Raw genomic sequence first — 21,587 nt, forward strand, 5'->3', positions numbered from 1 at the left:
TCAGTTATAAGATATTGATCTGGCTAAACTGTATAAACTTTCTCCGGTAATTGCCGATAGTTTTTTCTTCAATGGATCAAGCTATCGCGATTACCGGGACCCCACCATGTTGAGAAATCTCTCTATCCGTACCGGCCTGCTGACGCTGTTGGCGGTTATGGCCGTTTTGCTTCTGCTCGTGAGCGCCATGGGCATCTATTCACTCACCCAAAGCTCGGCATCCTTACAGCGCATTAATGCGTTGCAGGGCGAAAAAATGATGCGTCTGAACGAAGGCTATACGCTGCTGTTGCGTGCGCGCAACGAGGCAGGCCAGGCGGTACGCCAGATGGAAATCGGCATGGTGGACGACGCGACCTCGACCGTGAAAACCATCGCGGGCGAGCTGGTGCGTGGTCAGCAACTGCTGAAAACGGTGCTCACCAGCGAGGTGGATGACGAACAAGGCGCGCTGCTGCTCGGCAAGCTTAACCAGAGCTTTAACGCGCTGAATGGCCAGGGGCTCGCGCCGATGATGGCGGCGCTCAACAAGCAAAGCCCGGATGACTATTACGATCTGCTCGGCAACGGGCTTATCCCGCTGACCCGCGCGTTTGATAACGATGTGCAGGCGTTTCAGCGCTGGGGCGAGGCGCGTGGACGTCAGGAAGTTAACGGCGTGCTGACGCAGAAACAGGTGATGCTGGCGCTGATTGGTCTGGTGGCGCTGCTGACCGCGGCGATGATGACGCTGGTCTGGCTGGCGCTGCGGCATTTGCTGCTCAAGCCGCTGGCGCAGTCCGTGGAGCAACTGGAGCATGTGGCGGCAGGCGATCTGACCCGTTCGCTGACCGCGACCAGCAATAACGAGCTGGGGCGTCTGGTGAGCGCCATTGAGGCGATGCGTTTGTCGCTCGCGCAGTCGGTGATGCGCGTGCGTGACGCCAGCGCGCAAATCGACACCGGGAGCCGCGAGCTGGCGGCAGGCAACGTCGATCTGGCGCAGCGCACCGAATCAACCGCCACCTCGCTTGAGCAGACCGCGGCGAGTATGGAGCAGATCACCGCGACGGTGAAACAGAACGCCGATAACGCAGGGATGGCGCATCAGCTGGCGAAAGCGGTCTCCGATACCGCCGATCGCGGCAGTGAGATGGTCTGCTATGTGATTGAAAAAATGCGCGACATTTCCGGCAGTTCAGACCGGATTGGCGACATTCTAAGCGTGATTGACGCCATTGCGTTCCAGACCAATATCCTCGCGCTGAACGCGGCGGTGGAAGCGGCGCGCGCGGGTGAGCAGGGGCGCGGCTTTGCGGTGGTGGCGGGTGAAGTGCGTACGCTCGCGAGCCGCAGCGCCGAGGCGGCGAAGGAGATCCGCGCGCTTATCAGCAATTCACAAAGCCAGGTGGGCGAGGGCAGCGAGCTGGCCATGCAGGCCGGTGAGACAATGGATGAGATTGCCGAAGAAGTATTGCGGATGACGAAGCTGGTGCGCGAAATCGCCGACGCGTCGCTGGAGCAGAGCCGCGGTATTGAGCAGGTGAATATCGCCGTGAGCCAGATGGACGAAACCGCCCAGCAGAACGCGGCGCTGGTGCAGCAATCCTCCGCCGCGACCCGTTCGCTGGAAGAGCAGGCACAGCAGCTGGTGGAAGCGATGGCGTCGTTCCGGTTGCAGACGGCGGGTTAAGAGTTTTCGCTGATAACCGGTGGGTGCGCTGCGCTTACCCACCCTACAAATAAGCGGTGAGGTAACCGGTTGGTGGGTGCGCTGCGCTTACCCACCCTACAAATAAGCGGTGAGGTAACCGGTTGGTGGGTGCGCTGCGCTTACCCACCCTACAAAATGAGACGTGAGATAACGTGTTGGTGGGTGCGCTGCGCTTACCCACCCTACAAGATTAGATGGGTTTCGTAGGGCGGCTAAGCGTCAGCGCACCCGCCGTTTTTGCCTCAGCCCGCCGTTTTCTTCACCCGCCAACAAAAAAGGCAGCCGTGGCTGCCTTTTTCATCACTGACAAACGCGCTTACGCGTCCGGGAATTCGCGGATAAACCGCTCGACGTCGTTCACCATCTGCTCGGTGCCGACGAAGAACGGACGGCGCTGGTGCAGGCTGTCCGGTTTAATATCGAGAATACGCTGCTTGCCGTCGCTCGCCTTGCCGCCCGCCTGCTCGGCCAGAAACGCCATCGGGTTGCATTCATACAGCAGACGCAGCTTGCCTTCCGGGTGGCTCGCGGTGCTCGGGTAGAGATAAATCCCGCCTTTCAGCAGGTTACGGTGAAAATCCGCCACCAGCGAACCAATATAGCGCGAGGTATACGGGCGCTGGGTCGCTTTATCTTCTTCCTGGCAATATTTAATGTACTTCTTCACGCCCATCGGGAATTTAATGTAATTCCCTTCGTTAATGGAGTACGTATTGCCGCTTTGCGGGAAGCGCATACGCTCCTGGCACAGACAGAACACGCCGAGCGACGGATCGTAGGTAAAGGCGTGTACGCCGCAACCGGTGGTATACACCAGCATCGTGGAGGAGCCGTAAACCACATAACCTGCGGCGACCTGCTGGCTGCCCGGCTGCAGGAAATCTTCCATCGTGACCGGCGTACCTACCGGCGTCACGCGGCGATAGATAGAGAAAATGGTGCCGACAGAGACGTTGACATCAATGTTTGACGAGCCATCCAGCGGATCCATCAGGACGACATACTTCGCGTGTTCGCAGCCTTCGAAAACGACAATCTCGTCTTCTTCTTCGGAGGCGATGCCCGCCACGATATCGCGTGCCTTAAGCGCGGCTTTGAGCTTTTCATTGGCGAACAGATCGAGTTTTTGTTGCGTCTCGCCCTGCACGTTTTCGACGCCGCTGGCACCCAGGATATCGACCAGACCGGCCTTATTGATATCGCGGTGGATGATCTTAGCGCCAAGCTTTATTGCCGACAGCAGCGCCGTCAGTTCCCCGGTGGCGTGAGAAAATTCGTGCTGCTTTTCAACAATAAATTCACCTAACGTTTTCATAACACTTTCCCTGCATCCTGAAGTTGAGTAAAGCGATCGCAACAATCTTAACAAACATTCAAATTGTAGCGCACAGGTGAATCGCGCCAGCAAAATGCGGATTATCCTGAAATGCGTTTATTCGCCCCGTCTCAAACAGGTAGAATGTGCGTCAGTTTTAATAAGGACTGTACCTATGCGTATTCATATACTGGGAATTTGCGGCACATTTATGGGCGGCGTGGCGATGCTGGCGCGCTCGCTGGGTCATGAAGTGACGGGGTCGGACGCGAACGTCTACCCGCCGATGAGTACCCTGCTGGAAAAGCAAGGGATTGACTTAATTCAGGGCTATGACGCCTCGCAGCTCGAACCGCGTCCGGATCTGGTGGTGATTGGCAACGCCATGACCCGCGGCAATCCGTGCGTTGAGGCGGTGCTGGAGCAGGGCATTCCTTATATGTCCGGCCCGCAATGGCTGCACGATTTCGTCCTGCGCGACCGCTGGGTCGTGGCGGTGGCGGGCACGCACGGCAAAACCACCACGGCGGGCATGGCCACCTGGATCCTGGAAGCCTGCGGCTACAAGCCCGGCTTTGTCATCGGCGGCGTGCCGGGCAATTTCGATGTCTCCGCGCGCCTTGGTGAAAGCCCGTTCTTTGTGATTGAAGCCGACGAATATGACTGCGCGTTCTTTGATAAACGCTCCAAGTTTGTTCATTACGCGCCGCGCACGCTGGTGCTCAATAATCTCGAATTCGATCACGCGGATATTTTTGACGATCTGAAAGCCATCCAGAAACAGTTCCACCACCTGGTGCGCATTGTGCCAGGGCAGGGAAAAATCATTTGGCCTGAGAATGACATCAATCTCAAGCAGGTGATGGCGATGGGCTGCTGGAGCGAGCAGGAACAGCTTGGCGAGCAGGGCCGCTGGCAGGCGAAAAAACTCACTAACGACGCTTCAAAATGGGAAGTCTGGCTGGACGGCGAATGCGTGGGCCAGGTGGAGTGGCAGCTGGTGGGCGAGCACAACATGCAGAACGGGCTGGCGGCCATCGCCGCGGCGCGTCATGTCGGCGTGACGCCTGCCGATGCCGCGCAGGCCCTCGGCTCGTTCGTGAACGCGCGTCGCCGCCTTGAGCTGCGCGGCGAAGCCAACGGCGTCACGGTGTATGACGATTTCGCGCATCACCCGACCGCTATCCTCGCCACGCTTGCCGCGCTGCGCGGCAAAGTGGGCGGTACGGCGCGTATTATCGCGGTGCTTGAGCCGCGCTCTAACACCATGAAAATGGGCGTCTGCAAAGACGATCTGGCGCCATCGCTCGGGCGCGCCGATGAAGTGTTCCTCTTCCAGCCGCACCACATTCCGTGGCAGGTGGCAGAAGTGGCGGATGCCTGCATCCAGCCGGCGCACTGGAGCGCTGATATCGACACGCTGGTGGAGATGATTGTCAAAACCGCGCAGCCGGGCGATCACATTCTGGTGATGAGCAACGGCGGCTTCGGCGGCATTCATCAGAAACTGCTGGATGCGCTGGCGATAAAAGCCGAAAAAGTGCAGGCGCTCTGAGCCACTCCCGCTAATAAAAAAGCCTCCGCATGCGGAGGCTTTTTTATTAGGCCCGGCTCACTCTTTGGCGATGGGCGTCTCTTCCTGCGTAGTCTTCTTATCGCCCTGAATATCGGCGATGCGTTTTTCAACGTCAGAGACCTGCTGCGCGTTATACAGCAGCGTGTAGGTCAGGTCAAAGCGTGTGCTTTCGCCAGGGGCGAGCTGTTTCACGCGTTTCTGTTCGCGCTCAATCGTGACCGGATAAGCGTAGCTGGTGCCAGGCTCAATGCCGGTCACATAGCCCTGCTTCAGGGTGTCGGTGTTTTTCCACATCGTCAGCACCGGCAGTTGCTGAAGGTTAAAGCTAATCGCCGCGCCTTTATCACCCGCCTTGTTGACCACCGCGGCGACCGTCTCCTGCTTCGCATCGCCGAGCGGCGTCAGGTTAAAGACCATCTCGTCGAAGCCTTTGGTCGGCCCGCTGTAAGTGTTCCACTCTTTCAGGCCGCCTTTGGCATAGTCGTTAAAGGGGCTCACTTTTTCCAGCGGCGCGATAAAGCGCGCGCCTTCTTCCAGAATCGGCTGGCCGAAGTTACTGTGGTAGATAATCTGGTAGTCGTGCGGGTAATCCGCGTGGTTGGTCAGTACATCGTTGATGCTGAAACTGTTGCTGCCTGGCACGTAGCGCAGCTCGGTCAGGGTCTGCAAATCCGCTTTCTTGAACGTGCTCTCTTTCAGCAGGCCGCGCACTTTGATTTCATACGGCGCGTTGTCGCTCACTTCCACTTCCACGCGTGAGGCAGGCGTATTGCCCGCTTTGCCGTGCAGCGTGTAAAGCTGACCGTCAGCAGTGGTCGGGTGACCGGTCCATTCATAACCGCAACGCACCATCATCTCGTTGAAGCCTTCCAGCCAGCCCAGCCCGTTGCGGCTTTCCAGGTTGATATACGCCGGGTTAACCACTTCTTTCACCGGCGAATCCCAGCCCATGCGCACGCCAAAACCGTCGGCGCGCAGCAGGTTCATACCGCGCGTCGGGCTTAACGTAATGGTCAGGCCGTCTTTACTGGTGATGGTGATGATTTTGCTGCCTTCCTGCTTGCCGCCATGAAGCACTTTCTGCTCAATGCTGAACGGCGCGCCGGAAAGCTTCAGCTTTTGGCTGCTGATTTGCCAGTTTCCTTTCTCGACGCCCTGTTCAGCATCGGTCAGCACCCAGGTTTGCGCGCTCACCTGAGCAGAAATCAGCAGGGCAAGCGGGGTAAGCCATACGGTTTTATTCATCTTTTCTTCCTTTTAGCTGAATCGTTTTTAGCTTTGCCCGTGCAGCCTGGCGGATCGCAGGTTAAGAAAACGTGATCGTTTTCAACTGTCTAAAAAAAGCCGGTTTTTGCGAAGGTAATTGTGATTCGCATTAAATTAGAGATGAAAATGTAATCATCATTACAGTCAAAATCGTGAATGTGAGCAGCTTTAGCTTTAACGATTCAGCCAATAAAGGCGGAGTCATGTCCGGCGTTAAGAGACGCCTTAAAAGCGGTCATAAACTATCACTAAAAGGAATAGAAAAGGGGAAACAGCTCAGGCAGCGCCTGAGCCGGGAGGGATTACTGCTCGCTTTCCGCCAGTTCGCGCAGATACTGGAAAATCAGGCGTGAGGATTTCGGCGGTTTATTGCCTTCTTTCTCTTTTTTGGCGTTACGGATAAGCGAACGCAGCTGCTGGCGATCCGCCTGCGGCCACAGGTTCAGCACGTCCGGCACCGCGTCGTCGCCTTCTTCGATCAGACGATCGCGCAGCTGTTCCAGCTTATGGAACAGCGCCACCTGCTGGTTATGGCGGTTTTTCAGCTTATCGAGCGCCTGGCGGATCGGCTCGTCGTCACGCTGACGCAACATTTTGCCGATAAGCTGCATCTGGCGGCGGCGGCCTTCTTTCTTAATGCGTTGCGCCAGTTCAATGGCGGCGCGCAGATCGTCGTCCAGCGGGATTTTATCCAGCGCGTTTTTACCGAGATCGACCAGTTCAGCGCCAAGGCGCTTCAGCTCTTCGGCGTCGCGTTTAATTTCACTTTTGCTGACCCAGATAATCTCATCATCGTCGTCATCATTTTCGTTATCGGGCACTTCATCGAGCCAGTCATCGGGCTGCTTTGTCATCTCAGGCTCCTCAAAAAAAGAGGCTAATACTACCAGTTAAGGCGCGCACTGCGAAATGGTTCTCTGTTAGACTCACAAAATGTGGCTTTTCAGTTTCACCTTACATTATGGCACTCGCGATGAAAGTAATCACACAAGTTGAAGCGCAGCGCAAAGCGCTGGAACAGGCGGTTTCTCAGGCGCTGGAGCTGGCGTCCGGCAAGTCGGACGGCGCGGAAGTGGCGGTCAGCAAAACGACCGGCATCAGCGTCAGCACCCGCTACGGTGAGGTGGAGAACGTCGAGTTCAACAGCGACGGGGCGCTTGGCATCACGGTTTATCACCAGAATCGCAAAGGCAGCGCCTCGTCGACCGATTTAAGCCCGGACGCTATCGCCCGCACCGTACAGGCGGCGCTGGATATCGCCCGTTACACCTCGCCAGACCCGTGCGCGGGCGTGGCGGAAAAAGATCTGCTGGCTTTCGACGCCCCGGATCTCGATCTCTTCCATCCGGCCGAGATCGAACCGGAACAGGCTATCGACTACGCCGCGCGCGCCGAACAGGCGGCTTTAAAGGCCGATAAACGCATCACCAATACCGAAGGCGGCAGCTTTAACAGCCACTACGGCATCAAAGTGTTCGGCAACAGCCACGGCATGTTGCAGAGCTACTGCTCGACACGCCATTCGCTTTCCAGCTGCGTGATTGCCGAAGAGAACGGCGACATGGAGCGCGACTACGCCTACACCATTGGCCGCGCGCTGGGCGATCTGCAATCGCCGGAGTGGGTGGGCGAAGAGTGCGCCCGCCGCACGCTGTCGCGCCTCTCGCCGCGCAAACTGCCGACCATGAAAGCGCCGGTGATTTTTGGCCGCGAAGTGGCGACCGGGCTGTTTGGTCATCTGGTCGGTGCCATCAGCGGCGGCGCGGTGTACCGTAAATCCACGTTCCTGCTCGATTCGCTCGGCAAGCAGATCCTGCCGGAGTGGCTGACGATTGAAGAGCATCCGCATCTTCTGAAAGGCCTCGCCTCCACGCCGTTCGACAGCGAAGGTGTGGCGACCTCGCGCCGCGACATTATCAAAGACGGCGTGCTGCAACAGTGGCTGCTTACCAACTACTCCGCGCGCAAGCTGGGGCTGAAAAGCACCGGCCACGCGGGCGGCATCCACAACTGGCGCATCAAAGGCCGCGGCCTGAGCTTTGAGCAACTGCTGAAAGAGATGGGCACCGGCCTTGTGGTGACCGAACTGATGGGCCAGGGCGTCAGCGGCATCACCGGCGATTACTCGCGCGGCGCGGCGGGCTTCTGGGTGGAAAACGGCGAAATCCAGTATCCGGTGAGCGAAATCACCATCGCCGGCAACCTGAAAGAGATGTGGCGCAATATGGTTACCATTGGTGACGATATCGAAACACGTAGCAATATTCAGTGTGGTTCAGTACTGCTGCCGGAGATGAAAATCGCCGGTGAGTAAGGCAAGGGCGCCCGTTGTGGCGCTTTTTTTTCGTCATAACAATAAAAAGGTGAGTCAATGCGTAAGCAAGCATTAGCGATGTTAGCGGTCTCCTCTCTGTTGTTCACCAGCGCCGCGGCGTGGGCGGATCTGGAAGACAACATGGACACCCTCAATGAAAACCTGAAAGTCGTGCAGAAGACCAGCGATGCGGCAGAAATGAAAACCGCGCTGACGAAAATGCGCGAGGCGGCGCTGGACGCCAAAAAAGAAACCCCGCCGAAGCTCGAAGATAAGGCAGCTGACAGCCCGGAAATGAAAGATTTCCGCCACGGTCTCGATACGCTGGTAAGCCAGATTGACGGCGCGCTGAAGCTCGTTGATGAAGGCAAAATCAAAGAGGCCCAGGCGAGCGCCGAAGAGTTCAAAACCACCCGCAACACCTACCACAAGAAGTATCGCTAAGCCCTTTTTTGTGCGGCGGTTCGCCGCCGCACGTTCCCTCTGCGCCCGGTCATAAGCCACGCTTATTCTCCGCCGCCTTTTGCGCGCGGCGTCGCAAGCCCGTTATTTTCTTTTTCCCACGCCCGACATGACCGCCAGTGACATTCATCACAGTTATTTGGTTGTTTATATCCATTCACGGCTTTTATGTGGAACAGATCACTGCCGCCACTCTCCTTTCCACTTTGAAGTGGAAAACAACTCGCTACAAACCTTTAACACCCGCCGTTAGTGTTACCTCAGCGCAACTAATCGGGTATGCAGAGTGAATAACGGAGCGGTAATGAACAACGCCGGATGTCAACACGCGGATGAGACCGCGACGCTTGCCGGGCGGATGCTGGATGAAGTTTACGCGCTCCTTGAGCGCCACCAGATAACGCCTAACGCCGTACAGCGGCAGATGCTCAGCTCACACGTGCGGGCGATGGCGCACCGCTCGGTGACCGGCGAGCCGCTGCCCGAGGTGGAAGAGAGCCTGTTTGAGGAGATCTCTGAAGGCTCGATGGCGCTGGCGCGTGAAATTGTGGCGCAGTTCGGCAATCTGCCCGATGAAGAGGCCTGGCTGTTGTCGGTGCACTTCGAGGTGGCGAAAGAGAATCTTTAACCTTCAGGAGCGAACCATGGAACAGATTACAGTAGTGATTGGCGATCGTCTGGGCAAAGGCCAGAAAGTGGCGGCGGGCGCGGAGAAAGCGGGCGCGCGGGCGGTCGTGGTGCCGGGTGTCGCGGCGGATATGAAGCTTGGCGACGTGATGAAAACCGAAGGCGCGACGTTCGGTATCTCGTTTTGCGGCAGCGGCGGCGCGGGCGCTATCACCGCGCAGACCAAACATGGCTATAAGGCCAAATATGGGATGCGCTCGGTGGAAGAGGGTGTCACCGCCATCAACGAGGGCTGCAACGTGCTGGGTTTCGGCTTTATGGATAAAGAAGAGCTGGGCGAGCGGCTGGTGGAAGCCTGGAAAAAGAAATACGGCGCATAACGTATGAAAGAACAGTTCACCACCACGGTGAGAGTGAAAGGCAAAGGCGACACGCGTGCTCGCGCGTTCGCTGATGCCCTGAATCAGGTACAGGCGGCGGTGATAAAAGCCTCGCCGCACATCTTACTGCGTATAGAGCCACAGGATGTGCAGGTTGTTCATGCGCGGGAAACGGTGCGTAAAGAAGCGTTTCTGTTTTTCTTTTTGCGCCGGGAACGACGGGCTTTCAGCGTGGAGCTGGACGTGACCGTCAACGTGACCGCCATCAATCTCGAAAAGGTGGATTTCGTCACGCAACACAGCTGATCGTTACTAAAAGGGCAGACCAATGTTCCTGATAATTTTAATAAAATCGCTCATCATCGGCGGCCTGGTCGGCGTCGGCGTGGGCGCCGGGGCCGCACGCATGTTCCATGCGCCCACCACGCAAGGGATGGGTGCCTTTCGTACGTTAGGAGAGCTGAACTCCTGTGAAGGCGATCCGGCTTCGCATTTCTCCTTTGGGTTAGGGTTTTTCTTCAACGCCTGGGCGTCCTCCGTCGCGGCGGGCGCGTTCACCCAGGATGTCGATCACCGCATTATTCCCAACTGGGGCGCGGCGGCGCTGATGGTGAAAAACCGCAATCTCGCCGACACCCTGCACAACCCGAAAAAAATGGCGGTTGCCTGCGGGCTTATCGGCATGGCGGTGGTGGCGTTTCTCAACACCACGGCCTCTGCCGTGCCGGAAGCGCTTCAGGTTACCGCCGTTAAAGTGCTGGTGCCTGCCGCTAACCTGCTGGTGAACACCGTGATGCCGGTGATTTTCTGGCTGGCCGCCATCGACGCCGGGAAAAGATCGGGCTTCTGGGCCACCGTCTTTGGCGGCGCGGCGCAGCTGATCATGGGCAACGCCGTGCCGGGGCTGGTGCTGGGCATTCTTATCGGCAAGGGTGTTGAAGAGAGCGGCTGGAACCGCGTTACCAAAGTCATGATGACTGCCATTGTGCTGCTGTTCGTGCTGAGCGCCTTCTTCCGCGGCTTCGACATGAAAATGATCGAATCTTTCCGTCTGACCGTGCCGGACTGGCTCAGTCTTATCCACAACTCGCTGAGCGGCAAATAAGGAGCGCATGATGGAAGAGAATAAAGGTTTCTGGTACGCCGACTGGTCATTCCCGATCTTCGTTGGCCTGCTCTCCTCCGGCGTATTCGCCGGAACGCATATGTACTACCTCTACGGCATCGGCGCGTTTAACGAAGTGGCGTTCGTGGCGATGCTCAAAGCCGGCATCGACACCGGCGTCTATGGCGCGGTGGCCGCCTTCGGCGCGAGTTTCCTCTTTGCCCGCATTATCGAAGGCTCGCTGGTAGGCATTCTGGATATCGGCGGCGCCATCCAGACCGGCGTGGGGCTTGGCGTTCCGGCGCTGCTGCTCGGCGCGGGCTTCGTTTTTCCGGTAGCGAATTTCGCCGCCTCGCTGGTCACCGGCCTGCTGATTGGCCTCGCGATCGGCTACGTCATCATTCTGGCGCGTAAATTCACCATTAATCAGAGCGATTCCACCTACGGCGCGGACGTGATGATGGGCGCGGGCAACGCCTCCGGGCGTTTCCTCGGGCCGCTTATCATCCTGAGCGCCATGACCGCCTCAATCCCGATTGGCGTGGGATCGCTTGTGGGCGCGCTGCTGTTTTATCTCTGGCAGAAGCCGATCACCGGCGGAGCTATTCTCGGCGCGATGATCCTGGGCTCGCTGTTTCCTGTGGCGATCGGTTAACTGCGCGGGCGCTCCGGCGCCCGCCTTCTGAGGAAACCCTATGTTTGACCTGATCCTGCGCAAGGCGCGGCTGGTGGACGACACGCTGGCGGATATCGCCATCAAAGACGGCAAAATCGCCGCGCTCGGCAGCGTGACCGGCGAGGCGCGCGCCACGCGCGATCTCAATGGCGAGTATTACGTCAGCCCCGGCTGGATCGATCTGCACGTCCACTGCTACCCGAAATCGCCGATTTACCACGACGAGCCGGACGCGGTTGGCGTTTCGACCGGCGTTACCACCGTGGTGGACGCGGGCAGCACCGGCGCGAACGATATCGACGACTTTTACGCGCTGACACGTGGCGTGGCGACCGAGGTGCTGGCGCTGCTTAATGTTTCGAAGGTAGGTCTTATCGCGCAAAACGAGCTGGCGGATATGGCGAATATCGACGCCGCGGCGGCGCGCGATGCTATCGCCCGTCACCCCGATTTTATCGTCGGCCTGAAAGCGCGCATGAGTAGCAGCGTGGTGGGCGATAACGGCATCGCGCCGCTTGAGCGCGCCAAAGCTATTCAGCAGGAGAACGGCCATCTGCCGCTGATGGTACATATCGGCAACGGCCCACCGCCGCTGGATGAGATCGCCGCGCGGTTATCCCAGGGCGACATCATTACCCACTGCTTTAACGGCAAACCGAATCGCATCCTGACGCCGCAGGGCCAGCTTCGCGCCAGCATTAGCGACGCGCTCGGGCGCGGCGTGCGGCTTGATGTCGGCCACGGCAGCGCCAGCTTTAGCTTTGAGGTGGCGCGCCAGGCCATCGCGCTCGGCATTCTGCCGCACACCATCAGCTCTGACATCTACTGCCGTAACCGCATCAACGGCCCGGTGCGAAGCCTTGCCCATGTGATGTCGAAATTCCTCGCCATCGGCCTGTCGCTGCCGCAGGTGATTGACTGCGTCACGCTGCACGCCGCGCAGGCGCTGCGTCTGGCCCATAAAGGGCGGCTGACGCCAGGGGCCGACGCCGATCTGACGATTTTCGACCTGCGCCGTCAGCCGGCCCTTTTTACCGATGCCGACGAAGAGACGCTACACGGCGATTATTTACTGGTGCCGCTTGCCGCCGTGCGGGCGGGCGCCTGGCACATGACCGAACAAGGGAGCGCGGAACATGCCTTCAGTGTATGAAAAATATGAATTGAAACAGGTAATTAACGCCTCCGGGCGCATGACGATTTTAGGCGTCTCCACGCCGCGCCAGGAGGTGGTGGAAGCCGTCACGCAGGGGCTGAATCACTATTTCGAAATGAAAGATCTGGTCAATAAAACCGGCGCGTACATCGCCAGGCTGCTGGAGGTGGAGGCCGCGACGATTGTCTCCTGCGCCTCGGCAGGCCTTGCGCAGTCAGTGGCGGCGGTGCTGGTCAAAGAGAGCGACTGGCTGCTTGAGAACCTGCATACCACTGCGATTGAGCAAAACGAAATTGTGCTGCCGAAAGGGCATAACGTGAATTACGGCGCGCCGGTCGGCACGATGGTGGCGCTCGGCGGCGGAAAGCTGGTCGAGGCGGGCTATGCCAACGAGTGTTCGGCACAGCAGCTTGCTGCCGCGATTACGCCGCGAACAGCGGCGATCCTCTATGTAAAATCGCACCACTGCGTGCAAAAAAGCATGCTGAGCGTGGCGCAGGCCGCTGCGGTGGCGCGTGAGCATCAGCTGCCGTTGATTGTCGACGCCGCCGCCGAAGAAGATTTGCAGTGCTACTACCACGCGGGCGCGGATCTGGTCATCTACAGCGGCGCGAAGGCGATTGAAGGGCCGTCGAGCGGTCTGGTGATCGGCAAAACGCAGTACGTGGAGTGGGTAAAACGTCAGGCGAACGGCATCGGGCGCGCGATGAAAGTCGGCAAAGAGGGCATTCTCGGCCTTACCAGCGCCATTGAGCACTACCTCAGCGCGCCGAAAGAGAGCGGCGCGCAGATGGTGGCCAAAATGACGCCGTTTATCGACCAGCTCAACACGCTGAACGGCGTAACAGCCCGCGTGGTGTGGGACAGCGCCGGGCGCGACATCGCCCGCAGCGAAATCAAATTCGACGAAGCCGTCACCGGCATCAACACCGGCGATCTGGTCAGCGCGCTGAAGCAGGGCGAATACGCCATCTATTTTCGCGGCTACAAAGCCAACGAAGGCATTATTGAAGCGGATGTGCGCAGCGTCAGCGCCGCGCAGCTGGAGATTGTGTTCCGCCGTATCCGGGACGTGCTGAATCAGGAGGCGCACGCATGAAACTGACCCCGAATTTTTACCGCGACCGTGTTTGCCTGAACGTGCTGGCAGGCTCGAAAGAAAACGCCAGCGCGATTTATGAAGCCGCCGAAGGGCATGTGCTGGTGGGCGTCCTCTCGAAAAACTACCCGGACGTGGCGAGCGCCGTCGAGGATATGCGGGACTACGCGAAGCGCATCGATAACGCGCTGTCGGTGGGGCTGGGCGCGGGCGATCCGAACCAGTCCGCGATGGTCAGCGCCATCGCGCGCGAGCTACAGCCGCAGCATGTGAACCAGGTCTTTACCGGGGTGGGCGCGAGCCGCGCGCTGCTTGGACAGCGCGAGACGGTGGTGAACGGGCTGGTGTCACCAACGGGCACGCCTGGCCTTGTGAAAATCTCCACCGGCCCGTTGAGCAGCAGCGCGCCCGACGCCATCGTACCGGTGGAAACGGCGATTGCCCTGCTGAAAGATATGGGCGGCAGCTCGGTGAAATATTTCCCGATGGGCGGCCTTGCCTGCCGCGAGGAGTATCAGGCTGTGGCGGACGCCTGCGCGCGTCACGACTTCTGGCTGGAGCCGACCGGCGGCATCGATCTTGATAACTTCGAAGCGATCCTGCGCATCGCGCTGGAGGCGGGCGTGAGCAAAGTGATCCCGCATATTTACAGCTCGATTATCGACAAAGCCAGCGGCGACACGCGCCCGGAGGATGTGCGCCGCCTGCTGGCGATGACGCGCAACCTGGTGGGGTAAGGCCGTTTTACGTTAAGGCTGGAGAATATATTCATCACCGTGATAAATATATTCCCTGGCCTGAAGCCGTCCGCGGGCGCGATGGCGCGCCCGTTTAACGAGAGGAAACCGGTGTGCGATTCCCGAGTCAACGTCTGTCCCGGCTGTTTGATCTGCTGCAAAACGAAACGCTGCCGCAGGATGAGCTGGCGCGCCGGTTAAACGTCACGACGCGCACCGTGCGGGCGGATATCAGCGCGCTCAATACGTTGCTTCGTCAGCATGGCGTGCAGCTGGTGCTTAACCGCGGCAGCGGCTATCAGCTGACCGTTGACGATATGGGGCGCTATCAGGCGCTCCAGGCGAGCCGCCCGAAGGCGCTGCGCATCCCGCGCACCGCGCCGGAACGCGTGCATTATCTGGCGGTGCGTTTCCTGACTTCCGCGTTTTCCCTGAAGCTTGAAGACCTGGCGGAAGAGTGGTTCGTGAGCCGCGCCACGCTGCAAAACGACATGGCGGAAGTGCGCGAACTCTTTACCCGCTACAACCTCACGCTTGAAACCCGCCCGCGTCACGGCATGAAGCTGTTCGGCAGTGAAATGGCGCTGCGCGCGTGCCTGACGGATCTGCTCTGGCAGCTTGCCCAGCAGGATAGCGCTAACCCATTAATTACCGAAGAGGCACTGAACGCGGGCGTGCAGGAGCGGCTCGCCGGGGGGCTGCCGACGATTTTCGCGCACGCGCGCCTGCGCTTTACCGATGAGGGCGAGCAGTTTATTCGCCTCTATTGCGCCGTGGCGGTGCGGCGCATCAGCGAGGGCTTTCCGCTGCCTGAATTTGTGGCGGACGATGTGGACGATAACGTGCGCGAGGCGGCGCGCGGCATCGCGGCGCTGCTGCAAACGCTGTGCGGCAAACCGCTATCAGAGGCGGAAGAGAACTGGCTGCGGGTGCATATCGCCGCGCGCCAGGTGCAGGAGCTGGAGCCGAGCGCCATCAGCGCCGATGACGCCGAAGCGCTGGCAGGCTACATCCTGCGCTATATCAACACGCACTATAACTACAATCTGCTGACCGACGAACAGTTGCGCGCCGACCTGCTGACCCATATTCGCACCATGATCACCCGCGTGCGTTACCAGATAAACATTCCTAATCCGCTGCTCGGCAATATCAAACAGCACTACCCGATGGCCTGGGATATGACGCTGGCGGCGGTGTCCGGCTGGGGTAAATACACGCCTTACACCATCAGCGAAAACGAAGTGGGGTTTCTGGTGCTGCATATCGGCGTCGGGCTTGAGCGCCACTATAACGTGGGCTACCAGCGTAACCCGCGCGTGCTACTGGTGTGCGATACCGGCAACTCCACGGTGCGCATGATCCAGTCGATGCTGCTGCGCAAATACCCGCAGTTAGAGGTGAGTGAAATCGCCACGCTTCGCGACTACGAGCAGCGCGCCGCCATCGCCGAGGATTTCGTGATTTCCACCGCGCGGGTGGCGGAAAAAGATAAGCCGGTGGTGGTAATGTCGCCGTTTCCGACCGATTTCCAGCTGGAGCAAATCGGCAAGCTGGTGCTGGTGGACAGAACCCGGCCCTGGATGCTGGAGAAATATTTCGACGCCCGGCATTTTCGCGTGGTGGACGGGCCCATGACCCAGCAACAGCTTTTCAAAGAGCTGTGTGATGAGCTGGAGCAGGACGGGTATGTAGGCGGGGATTTTCTGCCGTCGGTGGTCGAGCGCGAGGCGATTGTCAGCACCATGCTTGGGGACGGTATCGCGTTGCCGCACTCGCTCGGGCTGATGGCGCGCAAAACGGTGGTCTATACCGTGCTGGCCCCGCAGGGGATTGCGTGGGGCGAGGAGACCGCGCATGTGATTTTCCTGCTCGCCATCAGCAAACGCGAATATGAAGAGGCGATGACGATCTACGATCTGTTCGTCACGTTTTTGCGCGAGCGGGCGGCGCAACAGCTGCAAACGTGTCGTGATTTCGCCCAGTTTCAGGACGTGGCGATGACCTGCCTGAGCCGGTTTTAGAAGCTGTCTTCCAGAATTCGATGTAATTCATATGTAATGCTATATTGCATTACACTTTGAAAAACGGTGGAGGCATAATGGCCACAATCAACGTAAGGCTTGATGACAAGCTTAAAAATGAGGCTTATGCGGTGCTGGGAAAACTGGGTATCACACCTACCGAAGCGGTGCGTCTGCTGTTTCAGTATGTGGCGCAAAATGGCCGTATGCCAGTCAAAACGCTAACCGTCAGCGACAGCGAAGAGGCGCTGCTGCGTACCGTGCGGGAGCGACTGGCGGACCCGCGGCCGGGCATCAGGGTTGATCTGGATGAGCTATAAACTGGTCTTTGACCCACGTGCGCTGAAGGAGTGGCACAAACTGGGCGAGACCGTTAAAGCGCAATTCAAAAAGAAGCTGGCGTACGTGCTGGCGGCTCCCAGGGTGAAATCCGCCCGGTTAAGTGGCCTGCCGGACTGCTACAAAATTAAATTAAGAACGAGCGGTTACCGGCTGGTGTATCAGGTGCGCGATGATGCTGTCTGTGTGCTGGTCATCGCGATCGGCAAACGCGAAAACCTGACCGTATACCAGGGTGCCGGGCACCGTCTGGAGTAAGCGCCTCTCAGCGCAGCCGGTGGATAACCTGGTTGCTGCTGCCACGCCAGATAAGCGCCGGATCTTTCAGATCCTGCACAAATTTGCCGTCCACCAGCACGTTGATAAGGTTTACCACCTCGCGCTGGGCATCGCTCAGTTCATCGATTTTATACCCCGTCCAGACCCAGATATCTTTACCGGGGCACTCGGCCCGCACGCGTTGGACGAGCTTTAGGATCGCCGGCACATTTTGCGGGTGCAGCGGATCGCCGCCCGACAGCGACAGCCCCTGGCGTTTGACGCGGGTGTCGTTGAGATCGGCAATGATGCGGTTTTCCATCTCGTCCGTGAACGGTACGCCGGAGTTGAGCCGCCAGGTGCTTTTGTTGTAGCAGCCGGGGCATTCGTGAACGCAGCCCGCCACAAATAATGTGCAGCGGGTGCCGGGGCCGTTGACGACATCAACGGGATAATATTGATGGTAATTCATGGTTTCCTCGTCCCAGGCGGGCGAACGGTGGGTGCGCAGAGCCGTTGCGCGGCGGGTGCGCGTTGCTTACCCGCCCTACGCGTTTCGTTTTGTAGGGTGGGTAAGCGCAGCGCACCCACCGTGCCAGACGCCAGAGCGGCGTTAACCCAACTGCCCGTTGCCGAGGTGCTTCACGCGGCGCTTCACCTCTTCCTGTTTACCCGCGTTGAACGGACGGGCGTCGGGGCTGCCGAGATACCCGCAAACGCGGCGGGTGACGGAAACGCGCGATGCATCATGGTTGCCGCATTTCGGACAGGTAAAGCCCTTGCTGGTGCACTCGAATTCGCCGGTGAAACCGCACTCGTAACACTCGTCAATCGGCGTATTGGTGCCGTAATAAGGCACGTGGTGATAGCTGTAATCCCACACGTCTTCCAGCGCCTTCAGGTTGTGCTGAAGATTCGGGTATTCGCCGTAACAGATAAAGCCGCCACTTGCGAGCGGCGGGTAGGGCGCTTCGAAATCGATTTTATCGTACGGGTTTACCTTCTTCTCCACGTCCAGGTGGAAGCTGTTGGTGTAATACCCTTTGTCGGTCACGCCCGGCACCACGCCAAACTCGGCGGTATCGAGGCGGCAGAAACGATCGCACAGGTTCTCGCTCGGCGTGCTGTAGAGGCTAAAGCCGTAACCGGTCTCCTCTTTCCACCGATCCACCGCCTGACGCAGACGCTCGACAATCGCGATACCTTTGGCGCGCAGTGTCTCGCTGTCATAGATATGCTGGTTGCCGGACAGCGCGTTAATCGTTTCATGAATGCCGATATACCCGAGAGAAATCGACGCGCGGCCATTTTTGAAAATCTCCGCGACATCGTCATCAGGTTTAAGACGCACCCCGCACGCGCCTTCCATATAGAGAATCGGTGCCACCCGCGCTTTTACGCCTTCGAGACGCGCAATGCGCGTCATCAGCGCTTTGCGGGCGAGTTTCAGCCGCTCATTGAGCAGCGCCCAGAACGCGGTTTCGTCGCCTTTCGCCTCCAGCGCGATGCGCGGCAGGTTCAGGCTAATCACGCCGAGGTTATTGCGCCCGTCGTGGATCTGCTCGCCGTTCTCTTCATAAACGCCAAGAAAACTGCGGCAGCCCATCGGCGTTTTGAACGAACCGGTCACTTTCACTACCTGATCGTAGTTGAGAATATCCGGGTACATGCGCTTGCTCGCGCACTCCAGCGCCAGTTGTTTGATGTCGTAGTTCGGATCGCCAGCTTTATGGTTCAGGCCGTCGCGAATCGCGAACACCAGTTTCGGGAACACCGCCGTTTTATGGTTTTTACCCAGCCCCGCGATACGGTTGCGCAGAATCGAGCTTTGGATCAGGCGCGATTCCCAGCTGGTGCCAAGGCCAAAACCAAAGGTGACGAACGGCGTCTGGCCGTTGGCCGTGTGCAGCGTGTTGACTTCATATTCTAGCGACTGGAACGCGTCGTAACACTCTTTTTCGGTGCGGGCGCGGGCGTAGCCTTCGACATCCGGAATGTTCCACTCAAGCGCGGTGCGGCGGTGCTTCTCAAAGCTTGCCGTCACAAACGGGGCCAGCACTTCGTCAATGCGGTTGATGGTGGTGCCGCCGTAAATGTGGCTCGCCACCTGGGCGATGATCTGCGCCGTCACGGCGGTGGCGGTGGAAATAGACTTCGGCGGTTCTATCTCGGCGTTGCCCATTTTAAACCCCTGCGTCAGCATGCCTTTTAAGTCGATCAGCATGCAGTTGAACATCGGGAAGAAGGGCGAGTAGTCGAGATCGTGATAGTGGATTTCGCCGCGTTCATGGGCGAGCACCACGTCGCGCGGCAGCAGATACTGGCGCGCATAGTGTTTGGCGACAATGCCCGCCAGCAGGTCGCGCTGGGTCGGGATCACTTTACTGTCTTTATTGGCGTTCTCGTTCAGCAGCGCCGGGTTGGTCTGCTCAACCAGCCCGCGGATCTCTTTATTCAGGCGGCCCTGTTTTTCGCGGGCGATATCACGGTCGTGGCGATACTCAATATAGGCGCGCGCCAGCTGCTTGTAATTGCCCGCCATCAGCTGGTTTTCCACCGCCGTCTGGATCTCTTGAATGTCCACTTCACGACGATGCTGCATCTGGCTGCTGACGATTTCCGCGACGGTGGCGCAATAGTCTGCGTCATCGACTCCCGCTGCCTGCGCCGCGCGAAGAATCGCTTCGCGAATGCGCGCTGAATTGAAAGGTACTTTACACCCGTCTCGTTTCACTACATGCGGTGTCATGATCACTCCATATTAAGCACAGGTTATCCACAGAAACTCCGTCGTGCGGCGCAGGGAATATTGGCTGCATAAACCCCCGGTAACGTCGGAGCTAGCCCGTTTTATCCACAGCAGCGCGGGAATATCCTCCGCACCGGATTGCTGAAAGTTTAGCCTGAAATAACAAGATATTGGGTCGCGGTGGATTTTAATGTCTATATATAGTGATTTGCATCAAACAAGTTTGCGATTTTATTGATGCAGGACAAAGCAAAGCGGCGAGTGCGCTTACGGTCTGCGTTGAGGCGAGAAACATTTACACTGTGAATTTTTCGATTAAAAAATCAACGAAAGCCCGCACGCGCGGGGCCAGGCGATGGTACGGATACTTCACCCAGAGCGGCTGCGGCGCAGGCCAGTGCGCTTCCATCAACGGCACCAGACGGCCTGTGGCGATAAGCGGCGCCAGATACCAGTCGGCGAGCGAGACAATGCCCATCTCCGCCAGCGCGGCGTCCACCAGCACATCGGGAAAGGTGCTGATAAGAAAAGCGTGCTGTTCTTCCATCGCCAGTTCGTCAGCAAGCCAGCTTTGCAGCTTGCCGTTGCCGGGATTGCGGTGCACCAGGCAGCGATGATGCAGCAGATCCTGCGGCTGTTGCGGCGTACCAAACTGCGCCAGGTAGGCAGGCGAGGCGGCGAGCATCATGCGCATCGGGCGGATTTCGCGCGTCACGATGCGGCTGTCCTGCACCGTCCGCTGGCCAATCGCCACATCGATCCGCTCGCCAATCAGGTTAACGCGGCGCGGATCCATCGCCAGATCCAGCCGCACCTGCGGGTAACGCTGCTGGAAAGCGGGCAGCTCCGGCATCAGAAGGTAGCGCCCGAAGCCGGGAATCACGCTCACGCGCACCAGCCCCTGCGGCTCGTCGGCAGGCTTTTCCAGCGCCTGGTTGAGCGCATGCCACAGCGGGGCTACTTGTTCGCGCAGCGCCGCGCCTTCTTCCGTCAGCACCACAAAATGCGTGTTGCGCTGAAACAGCACGCGGCCCAGGCGCGCCTCCAGTTGCCGCACGCTTTTACTGACAGCAGCAGGCGTCACGCCCAGCAGGCGAGCGGCGGCGGAAAAACTCTGGCTCTGCGCGGCGGCGAGAAACGCAGGCAGCAGGCGATGTACGTCTGAGGTGAGCGTCATGATTGATACCTTTAGTTGAAACAGATATGCCCGGAACGGCACTACAGGTTAACCCTGCGTCATGCCAACATTACCTCAACCACATCGTTGAGGAGAGTAAAAATGAAAAAAGTTCTGGTTCTGGCCGGGCACCGTTACCCGGATGATTCCCGCGTCAACCGCGCGGCTATCGAGGCGCTGAAAGCACTGCCGCAGGTGACGGTGCATGAGCTGATGCGTGAATACCCTGACTTTAACATCGACGTGAAGCGCGAGCAGGCGCTGCTGCTGGCGCATGATGCGGTGGTGATGCTGTTTCCGTTCTGGTGGTACAGCTCGCCCGCGATTTTAAAAGAGTGGCAGGATCAGGTGCTTGAGCACGGTTTTGCCTACGGCACCGGCGGCGATCGCCTGCACGGCAAACCGTTTATGCTGATGGTTTCGACCGGCGGCAGCGCAGAGGCTTATTCGCCGCAGGGCTATAACCGTTACCCGATAGACGAGTTCTGGCTGCCGTTTCACGCGATGGCCAACATGACCGGCATGATCTGGCAGCCGCCAGCGCTGATTCAGGGCACGCATGTGCTGAGCGACGCCAGTCTCGACGCCGGCGTCGCGCAGTGGCTGAGCCGGGTTAACGCGCTGGTGCGTTAAC

22 protein-coding genes are annotated in these 21,587 nt (G+C 58.7%); 16 read left to right on the top strand and 6 right to left on the bottom strand.

The features are described 5' to 3' along the window. The first annotated feature begins 106 nt into the window (after window positions 1–106). Window positions 107–1,672, top strand: a complete 1,566-nt coding sequence (locus CSK29544_RS07510; RefSeq protein WP_007897840.1) for a methyl-accepting chemotaxis protein — start codon at window positions 107–109, stop codon at window positions 1,670–1,672. A gap of 337 nt (window positions 1,673–2,009) precedes the next feature. Here CSK29544_RS07510 and fbp read toward each other — a convergent pair whose 3' ends face one another. After that, window positions 2,010–3,008 (bottom strand): class 1 fructose-bisphosphatase, encoded by a 999-nt coding sequence (fbp, locus tag CSK29544_RS07515; RefSeq protein ID WP_012123724.1) that lies wholly within the window; start codon window positions 3,006–3,008, stop codon window positions 2,010–2,012. Between the two features lie 175 nt (window positions 3,009–3,183). Between fbp and mpl the strand changes: the two genes are divergently transcribed. Continuing rightward, window positions 3,184–4,563, top strand: a complete 1,380-nt coding sequence (gene mpl, locus CSK29544_RS07520; RefSeq protein WP_007897834.1) for a UDP-N-acetylmuramate:L-alanyl-gamma-D-glutamyl-meso-diaminopimelate ligase — start codon at window positions 3,184–3,186, stop codon at window positions 4,561–4,563. 57 nt (window positions 4,564–4,620) lie between these two features. Here the strand turns inward: mpl and CSK29544_RS07525 are convergent, their stop codons facing one another. After that, complete coding sequence (locus tag CSK29544_RS07525; RefSeq protein ID WP_007897830.1) at window positions 4,621–5,829, bottom strand: aldose 1-epimerase family protein; 1,209 nt, start codon at window positions 5,827–5,829, stop codon at window positions 4,621–4,623. 323 nt (window positions 5,830–6,152) lie between these two features. Then, window positions 6,153–6,704, bottom strand: coding sequence for a ribosome biogenesis factor YjgA (gene yjgA, locus CSK29544_RS07530; protein WP_004385258.1), 552 nt, complete (start codon window positions 6,702–6,704; stop codon window positions 6,153–6,155). Between the two features lie 107 nt (window positions 6,705–6,811). Between yjgA and pmbA the strand changes: the two genes are divergently transcribed. From pmbA to CSK29544_RS07595, 13 genes are all read left to right on the top strand, one after another. Next, window positions 6,812–8,164: a metalloprotease PmbA gene (pmbA, locus tag CSK29544_RS07535; protein ID WP_012123727.1), complete on the top strand. Its 1,353-nt coding sequence runs from the start codon at window positions 6,812–6,814 to the stop codon at window positions 8,162–8,164. 57 nt (window positions 8,165–8,221) lie between these two features. Continuing rightward, the gene (gene cybC, locus CSK29544_RS07540) at window positions 8,222–8,608 is read left to right on the top strand and encodes a cytochrome b562 (RefSeq protein ID WP_007897828.1); all 387 of its coding nucleotides are present in this window, start codon (window positions 8,222–8,224) and stop codon (window positions 8,606–8,608) included. Between the two features lie 304 nt (window positions 8,609–8,912). Next, on the top strand, window positions 8,913–9,254 hold the full coding sequence (locus CSK29544_RS07545; RefSeq protein WP_029038979.1) for a glycine dehydrogenase: 342 nt from the start codon (window positions 8,913–8,915) through the stop codon (window positions 9,252–9,254). A 16-nt stretch (window positions 9,255–9,270) separates the two neighbouring features. Beyond that, the gene (locus CSK29544_RS07550; RefSeq protein WP_004385262.1) at window positions 9,271–9,633 is read left to right on the top strand and encodes an SFCGS family glycine-rich protein; all 363 of its coding nucleotides are present in this window, start codon (window positions 9,271–9,273) and stop codon (window positions 9,631–9,633) included. A gap of 3 nt (window positions 9,634–9,636) precedes the next feature. After that, a complete protein-coding gene (locus CSK29544_RS07555) occupies window positions 9,637–9,939 on the top strand; it encodes a DUF4312 family protein (RefSeq protein ID WP_007897825.1) in 303 nt (100 codons plus the stop codon). Between the two features lie 22 nt (window positions 9,940–9,961). Further along, entirely contained in the window at window positions 9,962–10,738 is a 777-nt protein-coding gene (locus CSK29544_RS07560; protein WP_007897823.1) for a DUF4311 domain-containing protein, read from the top strand. Window positions 10,739–10,748: 10 nt separating this feature from the next. Beyond that, window positions 10,749–11,393, top strand: a complete 645-nt coding sequence (locus CSK29544_RS07565) for a DUF4310 family protein (RefSeq protein ID WP_004385265.1) — start codon at window positions 10,749–10,751, stop codon at window positions 11,391–11,393. Between the two features lie 40 nt (window positions 11,394–11,433). After that, window positions 11,434–12,567, top strand: coding sequence for an amidohydrolase/deacetylase family metallohydrolase (locus CSK29544_RS07570; RefSeq protein WP_007897820.1), 1,134 nt, complete (start codon window positions 11,434–11,436; stop codon window positions 12,565–12,567). Continuing rightward, window positions 12,551–13,669, top strand: a complete 1,119-nt coding sequence (locus CSK29544_RS07575) for a DgaE family pyridoxal phosphate-dependent ammonia lyase (RefSeq protein WP_029038980.1) — start codon at window positions 12,551–12,553, stop codon at window positions 13,667–13,669. Before CSK29544_RS07570 ends, CSK29544_RS07575 begins: the two co-directional genes overlap by 17 nt. Then, complete coding sequence (gene dagF / locus CSK29544_RS07580; protein WP_007897814.1) at window positions 13,666–14,406, top strand: 2-dehydro-3-deoxy-phosphogluconate aldolase; 741 nt, start codon at window positions 13,666–13,668, stop codon at window positions 14,404–14,406. The genes CSK29544_RS07575 and dagF overlap by 4 nt, the downstream gene beginning before the upstream one ends. Window positions 14,407–14,519: 113 nt before the next feature. After that, window positions 14,520–16,430 (top strand): BglG family transcription antiterminator, encoded by a 1,911-nt coding sequence (locus tag CSK29544_RS07585; protein WP_007897812.1) that lies wholly within the window; start codon window positions 14,520–14,522, stop codon window positions 16,428–16,430. 77 nt (window positions 16,431–16,507) lie between these two features. Further along, a complete protein-coding gene (locus tag CSK29544_RS07590) occupies window positions 16,508–16,750 on the top strand; it encodes a type II toxin-antitoxin system RelB/DinJ family antitoxin (protein ID WP_029038981.1) in 243 nt (80 codons plus the stop codon). After that, complete coding sequence (locus CSK29544_RS07595; protein WP_007871045.1) at window positions 16,740–17,027, top strand: type II toxin-antitoxin system RelE family toxin; 288 nt, start codon at window positions 16,740–16,742, stop codon at window positions 17,025–17,027. The genes CSK29544_RS07590 and CSK29544_RS07595 overlap by 11 nt, the downstream gene beginning before the upstream one ends. A 7-nt stretch (window positions 17,028–17,034) precedes the next feature. Here CSK29544_RS07595 and nrdG read toward each other — a convergent pair whose 3' ends face one another. From nrdG to CSK29544_RS07610, 3 genes are all read right to left on the bottom strand, one after another. After that, window positions 17,035–17,499, bottom strand: a complete 465-nt coding sequence (gene nrdG / locus CSK29544_RS07600) for an anaerobic ribonucleoside-triphosphate reductase-activating protein (RefSeq protein WP_007897806.1) — start codon at window positions 17,497–17,499, stop codon at window positions 17,035–17,037. Between the two features lie 141 nt (window positions 17,500–17,640). Next, complete coding sequence (gene nrdD, locus CSK29544_RS07605; protein ID WP_007897804.1) at window positions 17,641–19,776, bottom strand: anaerobic ribonucleoside-triphosphate reductase; 2,136 nt, start codon at window positions 19,774–19,776, stop codon at window positions 17,641–17,643. Window positions 19,777–20,071: 295 nt separating this feature from the next. Beyond that, entirely contained in the window at window positions 20,072–20,953 is an 882-nt protein-coding gene (locus CSK29544_RS07610; protein ID WP_007897803.1) for a LysR family transcriptional regulator, read from the bottom strand. A 102-nt stretch (window positions 20,954–21,055) separates the two neighbouring features. Between CSK29544_RS07610 and CSK29544_RS07615 the strand changes: the two genes are divergently transcribed. Then, the gene (locus tag CSK29544_RS07615) at window positions 21,056–21,586 is read left to right on the top strand and encodes an NAD(P)H-dependent oxidoreductase (RefSeq protein WP_007897802.1); all 531 of its coding nucleotides are present in this window, start codon (window positions 21,056–21,058) and stop codon (window positions 21,584–21,586) included. Window position 21,587 lies beyond the last annotated feature (1 nt).

The organism is Cronobacter sakazakii (assembly GCF_000982825.1).
Taxonomy (GTDB): domain Bacteria; phylum Pseudomonadota; class Gammaproteobacteria; order Enterobacterales; family Enterobacteriaceae; genus Cronobacter; species Cronobacter sakazakii.

Coding starts and splice junctions, on each gene's coding strand:
- CSK29544_RS07510 (WP_007897840.1), top strand. CDS start 107: ATGTTGAGAAATCTCTCTATCCGTACCGGCCTGCTGACGCTGTTGGCG.
- fbp (WP_012123724.1), bottom strand. CDS start 3,008: ATGAAAACGTTAGGTGAATTTATTGTTGAAAAGCAGCACGAATTTTCT.
- mpl (WP_007897834.1), top strand. CDS start 3,184: ATGCGTATTCATATACTGGGAATTTGCGGCACATTTATGGGCGGCGTG.
- CSK29544_RS07525 (WP_007897830.1), bottom strand. CDS start 5,829: ATGAATAAAACCGTATGGCTTACCCCGCTTGCCCTGCTGATTTCTGCT.
- yjgA (WP_004385258.1), bottom strand. CDS start 6,704: ATGACAAAGCAGCCCGATGACTGGCTCGATGAAGTGCCCGATAACGAA.
- pmbA (WP_012123727.1), top strand. CDS start 6,812: ATGGCACTCGCGATGAAAGTAATCACACAAGTTGAAGCGCAGCGCAAA.
- cybC (WP_007897828.1), top strand. CDS start 8,222: ATGCGTAAGCAAGCATTAGCGATGTTAGCGGTCTCCTCTCTGTTGTTC.
- CSK29544_RS07550 (WP_004385262.1), top strand. CDS start 9,271: ATGGAACAGATTACAGTAGTGATTGGCGATCGTCTGGGCAAAGGCCAG.
- CSK29544_RS07555 (WP_007897825.1), top strand. CDS start 9,637: ATGAAAGAACAGTTCACCACCACGGTGAGAGTGAAAGGCAAAGGCGAC.
- CSK29544_RS07560 (WP_007897823.1), top strand. CDS start 9,962: ATGTTCCTGATAATTTTAATAAAATCGCTCATCATCGGCGGCCTGGTC.
- CSK29544_RS07565 (WP_004385265.1), top strand. CDS start 10,749: ATGGAAGAGAATAAAGGTTTCTGGTACGCCGACTGGTCATTCCCGATC.
- CSK29544_RS07570 (WP_007897820.1), top strand. CDS start 11,434: ATGTTTGACCTGATCCTGCGCAAGGCGCGGCTGGTGGACGACACGCTG.
- CSK29544_RS07575 (WP_029038980.1), top strand. CDS start 12,551: ATGCCTTCAGTGTATGAAAAATATGAATTGAAACAGGTAATTAACGCC.
- dagF (WP_007897814.1), top strand. CDS start 13,666: ATGAAACTGACCCCGAATTTTTACCGCGACCGTGTTTGCCTGAACGTG.
- CSK29544_RS07590 (WP_029038981.1), top strand. CDS start 16,508: ATGGCCACAATCAACGTAAGGCTTGATGACAAGCTTAAAAATGAGGCT.
- CSK29544_RS07595 (WP_007871045.1), top strand. CDS start 16,740: ATGAGCTATAAACTGGTCTTTGACCCACGTGCGCTGAAGGAGTGGCAC.
- nrdG (WP_007897806.1), bottom strand. CDS start 17,499: ATGAATTACCATCAATATTATCCCGTTGATGTCGTCAACGGCCCCGGC.
- nrdD (WP_007897804.1), bottom strand. CDS start 19,776: ATGACACCGCATGTAGTGAAACGAGACGGGTGTAAAGTACCTTTCAAT.
- CSK29544_RS07610 (WP_007897803.1), bottom strand. CDS start 20,953: ATGACGCTCACCTCAGACGTACATCGCCTGCTGCCTGCGTTTCTCGCC.
- CSK29544_RS07615 (WP_007897802.1), top strand. CDS start 21,056: ATGAAAAAAGTTCTGGTTCTGGCCGGGCACCGTTACCCGGATGATTCC.